Genomic DNA, 9560 nt, shown 5'->3' with positions numbered 1-9560 from the left:
AACTCAGTAGTGAAACGATGCATCGCCGATGGTAGTGTGGGGTTTCCCCATGTGAGAGTAGGTCATCGTCAAGATTAACTTCCAGAACCCCTGATCGCTTACGCGTTCAGGGGTTTTGTTTGTGTGCAATTAAAGATCAGTCGCACGGAAACACGTTTTCGCCAGACTACTTTCGACACCGAGTAGCAGTAATCAGTAAATCTCCAACCAAGCTGATTTCGGCGTCCAAATGAAAAATAATATACTCATCCCATTTCTTATTCCTTTGCTAGGCTCTAATTCAATCTGATCTCTGTGGAGAACACGATGCTTGGATTTTCTCGGCGCGTCTGTTGGAATCCGCTCGTTCTATTGATCAGCTTGTTCGTAGCATCCCTCCATGCGGCAGAAACACCCGTCGATTCAAGGGCAGAGATCAAATTAGAGCCAAAAGCGTTGGAAGTGCTGAAGGCCATGAGTGCAAAGTTGGCTGGCACCCAGGGCATGAGTTTCAAAGCCATCACTACGTATGAAAAACCCAGCCGACTTGGACCACCGTTAGCCTATAGCACGGTGGCGCAGGTCAATTTGCAGCGACCTGATCATCTACGTGTATTGATGTCCGGAGACGGTCCGGCGACCGAGTTTTATTACGATGGCAAGCAAGCCTATGCCTTCGCCCCGAAGGAAAATCTACTGGCGCAAGCAGAGGCGCCGTCCACCATCGATGCAACCCTGGAGGCCGCCTACCAACGTGCTGCAATTTATTTTCCGTTTACCGATGTAATCGTGGCAAATCCCTATCAAGACCTGTCCAGGGACATGCGCCTGGCGTTTTATATCGGTCAGTCAACCGTGATTGGCGACACCACGACGGATGTAATTGCGTACACCACCGACACCGTATTCGTTCAGGCTGGATCGGTGCTAAAGACAAACTCCCACGCATGTTACGCGCCGTGTTTCTTGACGATCCAACTCAGTCCCGACATCAGATCGCGTTTAGCGATTGGGCGCTCAGCTCAGCGTTACCTGCAGAGTTCTTCAAGCCGCAGAACATCGACCAGGCCCAGCGGATCAAGTTTGCCCCGCCTCCAGACATGCGCGCCCCGGACGGGGTTAAACCACCGGTTGCGACCCCCTGAGTGAGGAACTGAATCATGAAAGGAATATGGGCTCTGATCGGTTTTTTAATCACGGCGCCGATCTGTAATCAAGCGATGGCGTGGTCGCATGCTTCCAGTTACGGGCACTCATCAGGTGGCGGCGGCTCTTGGAGTCACTCGGGCGATGCTGGCACGGCTTCTGGTGGAAGTGGCAGTTGGAGTGGCCAAAGTAATCGAGGAGGAACCGCCTCAGGCGGCGGCGGTAGTTGGAGCGGGAAAAGCGAACAAGGTGGTACTGCATCCGGTGGTCAAGGGGCTTGGCATGGCACCGGGGCCGAAGGCGGTACAGCATCTGGTGGCGAAGGTTCGTGGCACGCCAATGGTGAAAATGGAGCAAGTGCCGCCGGATACCATGCGAATGGTTATGGCACGACGGCCTATCACCCGCCAACCTCCAACTCCAGCTATAACGGCACTAGCTATTACCACGCGCCGACGGCGGTGTACGCCAGCAGCGGATGTTACAACTGTGGTTCCTACAATAATGTGAATCCAGCTGCTGCTGCCGCCGTGGGCATAGCAGCAGGTGTTGCGATCGCCACTGCTGCCAACCAGAGCGCTAACAATAACGCCTATGGCGCAGGCTATAACGCGGGAATGACGGGCTCCGCGCCGCCCACCATGCCCATGGGCTCAACCTTCGTCACTCTTCCCCTGGATGCGGATTAAAGACCCGCTCCAGCTTCACTTACTACGAGTGCGGTAACTCCTGGGTCCAGCCTTTCTACGGCGCGAACGGTGTGTATTACACCGTAGTGCCTATGCCGCAATAAACCAAAGCATGGAGCGACACTATGAATCTGTCCCGAAAACTGTTTGTCGGTGTAGCACTGACTAGTCTGTTGATCGGCGGTTGTACCTCAAAAGTTACCGAGCGCGAGCAATACTCCGGCTTCCTGCCCAACTACAACAATCTGCAAGAAGTCACCACTGCCAGTGGCGAAAAGGCTATGCGCTGGGTAATCCCTTCCTGGAATCCGAATGACTACAATGTGGTGGCTTTCAGTCGGTTGGAGTTGTACCCGACGCCGCAGCCTAATGAGCGGGTCAATCGCCAAACTCTGGATGAGCTGCAGAGTTACATGACCAACAAAGCTAAGGGTGTGTTGGGTCAAAAATACCTGATCGTCTCGAACCCTAAACTAGCACCTCCTGGTTCAAAAACATTGGTCCTACGGGCGGCGATCACCGGCGTCAGCGCTTCGAACGAAGGCATGAAGTGGTATGAGGTGATTCCCGTTGCGGCCGTGGTAGGCACCGTTACCGCCGCGACTGGTCACCGGGATCAGGACACCGCGCTTTTTATTGAAGCCGAACTGATCGACACCAGCAACAATCAAACCGTGGCCAAAGTCGTGCGTAAAGTGTTCGGTCAGCAGTTGAAAAACGCCAGCCAGGCCATCACCACCAATGACTTCAAAGCGGCAATCGATAAGCTGACCAGTGATTTGCAGGCGTTTATTCGGTAACCTGGCGCCTCGAACGCGTCGCATTTATTCTTTGGGACATAACCCCTCGCGGGCCTGGCAAGCCCGCACTAGATCGATCCGCTCCTGGGCTAGGCGCAACGAGTCTCATTTTATCGCCGCCTTACCGTCTTTGAAATCCGCCACCACCACCCGAAGACCGGGCCATAGACTGCGACGACGAGCGATAATTGTTCGTGCGCTGTTCACCCTGGCCGCGGGCAGCCGATTGGCGGTCCAGGTTTTGATACTGGCTGTTGCCATTACCGGTATTGGTAGAAGCAGTGGCGGGCCGTGGCGTGGAACCCGGGGGCGTTTGTGGAGGGCGCGTCACCGGTGGCTGGGTTGGAGAAGGTCGGGTTCCCTGGGCGGGTGGTTTTGCTTGAGGCGGGCGGTTGGACCCGTTGCCGGTCTTCTGCTCCCAACCGCTGTCGGTTTTTTGATAGACCTTACCGTCATTCCCGGCGTAAACATTGTCACCGACTCGCACCGCGCTACTGTTCTTGCCGTTGATACTGGCGAAATTAGTGCTTTTGCCGGTGTTCGGGTTATAGGCCACACCTTGGCTCGCCGACACTTGATTGCCGGTACGTGTATTGCCGACAGTTCCACGCTGCCCAGCCACTGCGGCACCGTTCTTTCCGACAGCGACTCCACTTCCACCATAAGCGTAATCGCCGGTGTAAACGTTGTGTGCCGCGCCACGTTGACACGCAGCAGAAACGCCCGTGCGTGAGTTATAAGAGGTACCGACTTGGGTCGCCCAACGATTCCCGGTCCACGCGTTATATCCCGCTGAATATTTACTGACTGTGGCACGCGATCCCCATTGACCGTAGATGTTGCCCGTGGTGCCCGCCCAACCGCCTCGCCCCCACGCCACCGCGATATCCGTACGCGGCACCGGCCCAAGCGATAGGCGCCGGATAGAGTCGGGGTCCCCAGGCATAATCCCAGCTATATGGCCCCCACCATGGATAAGCACCCCAGCCCCAACCCACGGCAATGGTGCTGCCACCTGAACTCCAGCCGAAGCCAAATCCAAAGGTCCACCCGGTCCACGGGGTATAACGAACCGCCACGCCCAAACCATAGGTCACCGGTGGCCCATACCAGACCGTGCCGACCCATGGCGTATACCGATAACCAGTGCCATACACAACAACGCCGCTCACCGGGTCAACCGTTGTGCCTTGGTAACCGGGTGTATAACCCACCACCACGATGTTGCCGGTGCTGTTGTAGATTTTCACGTAGGTCACGTAGTGCGGGGAGAGCTGGGCGGTATTGAGTAAAGTGCCGCAGGGACGATTGTCGCAACGGCCCATGGGCCCTGCACTGTCGGGGCGACGAACCAGATGCCGTTCTCTACGGCGTACCAGTGTTGGGCGTCGATCATGATGAGCGGCGTAGCGGTATTCACAACGTATTGCAGCGATGTATGTTCGATCGCCTTGAGTTGAGGCTCGCCGTCGAATTGCGGAGGGCTCATCTTGACCTTGGTTTTATCGATAGCCGACGTTTGCGGAATCGATGCGGCGATGGCCGCTTCCTTGGTTTGAGGTGTACCAGCGACCGAGGCTTTAACGTTTTCTTTCGGGCTGTCATCAGGGATGTTGGCGAAGTCTGCCGGCAGCTCATTCGCTGCGGCAAAGGTCCATGGGCCTGAAATATCGGCGGACTTGAACCAACGTCCTGAGATCAGCGCATAGTTGCTTTGATCACCGATCTCCTTGAACAAATGCCAGTCGTATTTTGTGCGAAGAGCAACTGCGTGCCCTGGATCGGCTGCCAGTTGGGCGGGCCGTCTGTGACGATAAGCTCGGTTGGTGTCGTGGCGATGAAAATGTGCGGGACGGGGCCTTTTGCTAACGAGGGTGCTTTTTCGTCAGGGCCAGCTTGCCCGGTGAGCAAGTCGACCTGTCGGCTGTCGACCGCAATTTTCATGGCCTTCGCCAAATCAGCCGCAGGCTTGGCAAGTGGCGCATATTCGCCAGAGACGCCATCGGCGACCATCCAGCCATCAAACACATGCAAAAAGTGCGTGCCGTGGGAATCTTTAAGCAGCAGTGGGCGGGTATTGATCACCCGTTCAAACCCGGTGCCTGTCATTGGCCGGTAAGTGGGTTCCCCATCGACGTAGACCAAAATGGCAGGTGACGAGCTGGTGATAATCGTCGGCGGATTGTTTTCTAAAGGCTCGCTATCAGATGCCTGCTGGGCTTCAACCGTGCCCATGGCCGCTTCCAGTTGGTCGAGCGAGATGGTTTTTTTGCGCCCCGCAGCGTCCTTTTCAAGCAGCGCAACCCAGGTAGCGGTTTGAGGTTGTGTGTCGGGAAAGTCGACTTTGGTTATTTTGTATTGATCCAGCAACACCCAACGAGTGGCTTTGTCTACCAACGTATGGGCACTGGCATACACAATCCCGTACGTAGTGGCACCACTTTTATCCGACGCTACCACGGCGGAGCGGGCCTGCAGCGTATAGCCGTCCCAGCTGTCGAGTTGTGGTTGGTAAACGGTCAGGGTTGATGCGCCGTCGGTGATGACTTGAGGCCAGGGTGGGCTGGGCGGTTCGGATTTAGAGAGGGATTGCGCTTGGGCCAAGGCTACCCCAGCGAATAGCAGCAAGCACAGCATGAGCAAGCTTGAACGCGATAGGTATTGGCGCATTGATTTTGTTCCAGTAACCCAGCGGGCTTAAGTTATCTAGAGGGCACACAGATATCGGCGGGCGCTCAAGTAGTCTACGGCCATGTGAAATTTGACGCCGACTCAGACACCAATGTCTCTGGTAGCGGAAGTGGCAACGCTGTTGACCCAACGCCGGGCGCGAGTTTTTTCATTAGTCATAAACTGAATGACCAATGGAGTGTTGGCTTCGGCAACTACGCCGACTTCGGTCTGGCTCTCGACTACAAGAACAACTGGTCCGGACGCTATTCTGCCCAATACGGCAGCATCGGCGGCTTGTCGTTCGTTCCCAGCGTGGCGTATCGCTTCAACGATCAATGGTCGGTAGGCGTAGGGATCAAAGCCATGTACGGCATGCTCCAGACTCAAGCCAACATCGACCAAAGTCCGCTGCAGATAACCGATCGTTCTGACGGGCAATACAAGTACCACGCCAATACGTGGGGATTGGGCGGCAATGTCGGGGTGATTTACTCTCCCCGACCTGGCACACGGATCGGCTTGGCCTACACCAGCCAAGTCAAACTGGACTTCGAGGACGGCCTGACGGTGCACGGCAGTGGCCCTTTGGTAAATCGGCTCAACGGAACCAATACCAGTCTGGATCTTACGGTTCCCCAGACAGCGACGCTCAGCCTGTACCAACAGTTGGACCCGCAATGGGCGTTGCTGGCCACGATCACTGGCAAGACTGGTCCAGGTTCGGTGACATCTACGCAAACATAGACACGTCACGCTTCGGTGCGCAGTCCACCACTCGTCTGGATGGGTGATCTGTCCACGGACCAGAGCAAACCGTTGTCCGGGGATCGTATCTCCGGCTCTTTCACCAACGCATGGCTACAGAGTTTGACCGGCCATATGACTTGGCGGTTTTGACGTTTGAAGCCAACCCTTTTTAACCCAGCGAGAATAATCAGCATGAACGTATTAGGTAAATGGGTGGCAGGTGCTGTAGTCAGTAGCTTTGTGCTTGGGGGATGCGTCTCGGAAGTTACCGAGCAAGAAAGTTTTCAGGCTATTTGACTAGTTACAGCGGCTTACAACAAACCAAGTCTGCCAGTGGTCAGGAAACCTTGCGCTGGGTAGCGCCGGGCTTTCAGCCGGGCAATTACAACAACGTCGTGTTCAAACAGCTTGACCTGTACCCAACACCGAGTCCGACGGATCGGGTGAACATGAAAACCATTAACGAGCTACAGGCCTACATGACCAGCAATGCCAAGTCAGCACTCAGCCAGCGCTACCGCGTAGTCAGTAGTTTGCAGCAGGCGCCTGCTGGCGAGCCAACCTTGATCATGCACGCTGCCATTACGGGTGTCAGCGCGTCGAACGAGGGAATGCATTGGTATGAAATTATTCCGATTTCAGCTGTAGTCGGGGCAACCATGGCTGCGACGGGCCATCGCGATCAGAACACCGAGCTGTACATTGAAGCTGACCTGGTAGATGCCCAGACAGGGATGCCGCAAGTCAAAGTAGTACGCAAGATATTTGGTAAGACCTTGAGCAACAGTTCGCAAACAATCACCACGGAAGATTTCAAAGCCGCGATCAACGCTCTCACAAGCGACATGAGCGCGTTCCTCAGATAACCCTCGCGTCTTAGCGGAAGGAGTATTGCAATGAAGTTCCGACTACGGACCTTGGGCGTTGCTGCGGTGCTTGTAGCTACCGCGACTGGGGCCTGCGCAACCAGTTTCGTATGACCCTGAATGCTACCGGGAAAGCGCTGAAAGGTACGAGCGACGCCACCACCGACACCGTCTCTTCTTCCAGCGGTAACGACAAGAAAATAATCGAGATGGCACGGGGCGATGCTACAAGCTTTGTCGCCAGTGATGGAGCAATCCGCGGCGCGGCTCTTGAACAGGCGCTCGGGTACTTTCGCGACCAGGATCATCGTATGGTCGGAACCGACCTGGAAATTGCCGAGGCTATTGTAGTAGCACCTGAATAAGCTGTAGTCCGGTAGCCGATCATGGACATTGAGCATGGATCGGCGCACCGAATGGACGCCCCGTCAGGCCCGCAACATGGGTTCCTCCTCCATCAGTTTTTCCATCGAAATCGGCAAATCACGCACCCGCTTACCCGTGGCGTGATACACCGCGTTTGCGATAGCAGCTGCTAGCCCAGTCACTCCTATTTCACCAATACCCCGCGCACCAAATTCATTGAGTTTGTAGTCGGGGTAATTAAGCAGTATCACGTCCACTTCGGGCTGATCTGCGTGAACGGGCACTACGTATTCTGCGTAGTTATTGTTGACCGGCATCGCGTTGCGCTCGTCATATTCGGTCTCTTCAAACATAGCCATTCCAATAGCCATGACGATAGCGCCTTCAACTTGATTACTGGCGGTTTTCTGATTGATCACTTGCCCAACATCAATAGCACTTACCACCCTGGCGACCCGTAAGCGGGAAATTCCCGGATCCCAGCGCACTTCGACAAAATGCGCTCCAAAAGACCGGAACGAATACTTGTCAGTTTCTGCCATCCCCGTATGCGCCTGGCCATCAGCACTGGCGAGCTTCTGAGCCTTAAGCACATCGGCAATCGCCATGGATTTATCAGCACCCTTGAGGTTTCCGTTCTCGACACTGAGTGAGTCTGCATTGGCGCCAGCAAATGCTCCGCGCTTGCTGGTCGCAAAGGCTTTCAGCTGAGCGATTGCTTGCCGTGTGGCTTCGGCAACGGCAGGTAACACACTGGCCGTCGCCCACGATCCACCTGAAACCGGGGCGGGTGGAAAGGACGAGTTACCGAGCTCAACTTCAATTTTATCCAGCGCAATCCCGGTCAAACTGCTCACGGCCTGGGCAATCACGGTGTAAGTTCCGGTGCCGATATCCTGCACACCGCAGATGGCATACGCGGTCCCGTCAGCACGCAACGAAACCCGAGCCTCCGCAGGGGTGCGAAAAGCATCCCAATTGCAGGCCGCCATGCCGTAGCCGATTTTTTCATGACCGTCCTGCATGACGCCGTTGCGCGGATCACGGTGCTGCCAGCCAAAACGCTCAGCGGCTTGGTCAATAGCGTCTTGTAGGTGATTGCTGGACCACGGCAAATTCTGGCTCTCGTCGCGGTCGGCCACGTTGAGTTTGCGAAACGCCACCGGGTCCATCTTGAGCACCTCGGCCATTTCGTCCATGGCCGATTCCAGCGCGAACAGTCCAGGCGCAGCGCCGGGTGCGCGCATGGACGTCGGTGTGCCGTGATTCACCTCAACGGTTTTCTGACTGACTAATACATTGGCGCAGCTATAAAGACTGCGCGTAGAGGTGCCGCAGTTCTCTACGTACTGGTCGGTAAACGACGTGGTATTAATTGACTCATGACGCACGGAAAGCAGTTTGCCCTGAGGGTCAGTGGCCAATCGAACGCGCTGCTGAGTCGCAGGCCGGTGCCCGGTCGTGGTAAACATTTGTTGCCGGGGCACCACTAGCTGCACCGGTCTGTCGAGCATTTTTGCCGCGCCGCAAGCCGCCACAGAGTGCGGCCAAATCCATAACTTGCCGCCGAAACCAGAACCAATAAAAGGGGCTCTCACCTCGACTCGATCCGGGGACAGGCCAAAAATCCGCGACAACGCATTACGATGCGCAACCACCCCTTGAGTGGCTTCGTAAACATATAAATGCCCATTCTCCCAATACGCGACCGTTGCATGCATCTCCATCGGGTTGTGGGTCTCGACGGGTGTCGTATAGGTGGCGTCCATGGAATGCGCGGCCTGGTTAAATGCCGGTTCAGGATCGCCTCGGGAATGACCACGGCCGCCCTCCTTGGGTGCCCCGGCTTTAAGGCCTTGCTGAAGGTTGGCAACGGTCGGACTTTTGCTGTAGCTGACCGACACTTTATACGCTGCAGCGCGGGCATGTTCGAAGGTATCGGCCACCACCAACGCTACAAATTGCCCCGCGTAATAGACGGTGTCGTCCTCGAAGGGCAGACGGTTTTCGTCAGCTTTGCTGCTGGTCAATATGTTGGCCGGAGAACTGGGGACCGGGTCGGTGTGATACACCTCGGCAAAATGCCCGGAGTGAAAAATATCGATCACCCCAGGGGATTTGCGCGCTTCATCAAGGTTCAGGCCGGTGACTTTGCCGCTGGCGATGGTACTGAAGACACCATAGCCGTACGCCATGTTCTGCAGATGGTGGTCGGACGCGTACATCGCGGTACCGGTGACTTTCAGGCGTCCATCAACCCGGCGTGGACTGCCGCCAATTATTTGCTCACTCAT

Annotated in this window: 9 protein-coding genes and 3 pseudogenes; 7 read left to right on the top strand and 5 right to left on the bottom strand. The window is 55.8% G+C overall.

Features of this window, described 5'->3' with window-relative positions:
- Window positions 1-306: 306 nt before the first annotated feature.
- The 4 genes and pseudogenes from JWR17_RS02510 to JWR17_RS02495 all read left to right on the top strand — a co-directional run.
- Window positions 307-834 (top strand): annotated as a pseudogene (locus tag JWR17_RS02510) (DUF2092 domain-containing protein); the annotation flags it as partial.
- Between the two features lie 92 nt (window positions 835-926).
- Window positions 927-1124: a DUF2092 domain-containing protein gene (locus JWR17_RS02505; RefSeq protein ID WP_299827968.1), complete on the top strand. Its 198-nt coding sequence runs from the start codon at window positions 927-929 to the stop codon at window positions 1122-1124.
- Between the two features lie 15 nt (window positions 1125-1139).
- Window positions 1140-1814: a hypothetical protein gene (locus JWR17_RS02500; protein ID WP_299827961.1), complete on the top strand. Its 675-nt coding sequence runs from the start codon at window positions 1140-1142 to the stop codon at window positions 1812-1814.
- A 125-nt stretch (window positions 1815-1939) separates the two neighbouring features.
- The gene (locus JWR17_RS02495) at window positions 1940-2614 is read left to right on the top strand and encodes a DUF3313 domain-containing protein (protein ID WP_299827959.1); all 675 of its coding nucleotides are present in this window, start codon (window positions 1940-1942) and stop codon (window positions 2612-2614) included.
- A gap of 121 nt (window positions 2615-2735) precedes the next feature.
- Here JWR17_RS02495 and JWR17_RS02490 read toward each other — a convergent pair whose 3' ends face one another.
- From JWR17_RS02490 to JWR17_RS02475, 4 genes are all read right to left on the bottom strand, one after another.
- Window positions 2736-3236: a hypothetical protein gene (locus JWR17_RS02490; protein ID WP_299827957.1), complete on the bottom strand. Its 501-nt coding sequence runs from the start codon at window positions 3234-3236 to the stop codon at window positions 2736-2738.
- A 178-nt stretch (window positions 3237-3414) separates the two neighbouring features.
- Window positions 3415-3939 carry a hypothetical protein gene (locus JWR17_RS02485; RefSeq protein WP_299827955.1) on the bottom strand — a complete coding sequence of 175 codons (525 nt, stop codon included), beginning with the start codon at window positions 3937-3939 and terminating at the stop codon, window positions 3415-3417.
- Window positions 3870-4352, bottom strand: coding sequence for a hypothetical protein (locus JWR17_RS02480; RefSeq protein ID WP_299827954.1), 483 nt, complete (start codon window positions 4350-4352; stop codon window positions 3870-3872). The genes JWR17_RS02485 and JWR17_RS02480 overlap by 70 nt, the downstream gene beginning before the upstream one ends.
- On the bottom strand, window positions 4313-5284 hold the full coding sequence (locus tag JWR17_RS02475) for a hypothetical protein (protein ID WP_299827953.1): 972 nt from the start codon (window positions 5282-5284) through the stop codon (window positions 4313-4315). The genes JWR17_RS02480 and JWR17_RS02475 overlap by 40 nt, the downstream gene beginning before the upstream one ends.
- 9 nt (window positions 5285-5293) lie before the next feature.
- On the opposite strand from JWR17_RS02475, the pseudogene JWR17_RS02470 reads away from it, so the two are divergent.
- The 3 genes and pseudogenes from JWR17_RS02470 to JWR17_RS02460 all read left to right on the top strand — a co-directional run.
- Window positions 5294-6184: pseudogene (locus JWR17_RS02470) on the top strand (outer membrane protein transport protein); the annotation flags it as partial.
- A gap of 143 nt (window positions 6185-6327) precedes the next feature.
- The gene (locus JWR17_RS02465; RefSeq protein WP_366944129.1) at window positions 6328-6900 is read left to right on the top strand and encodes a DUF3313 domain-containing protein; all 573 of its coding nucleotides are present in this window, start codon (window positions 6328-6330) and stop codon (window positions 6898-6900) included.
- 30 nt (window positions 6901-6930) lie between these two features.
- A pseudogene (locus JWR17_RS02460) lies at window positions 6931-7265 on the top strand (DUF2388 domain-containing protein).
- Window positions 7266-7328: 63 nt separating this feature from the next.
- On the opposite strand, the gene JWR17_RS02455 reads toward JWR17_RS02460, so the two are convergent.
- Complete coding sequence (locus JWR17_RS02455; RefSeq protein ID WP_299827952.1) at window positions 7329-9560, bottom strand: xanthine dehydrogenase family protein molybdopterin-binding subunit; 2232 nt, start codon at window positions 9558-9560, stop codon at window positions 7329-7331.

This window comes from Pseudomonas sp., from assembly GCF_028293835.1.
Taxonomy (GTDB): Bacteria; Pseudomonadota; Gammaproteobacteria; order Pseudomonadales; family Pseudomonadaceae; genus Aquipseudomonas.
The sequence above is the reverse complement of the archived record's forward strand: the minus strand, read 5'-3'. Positions and strand labels throughout refer to the sequence as shown.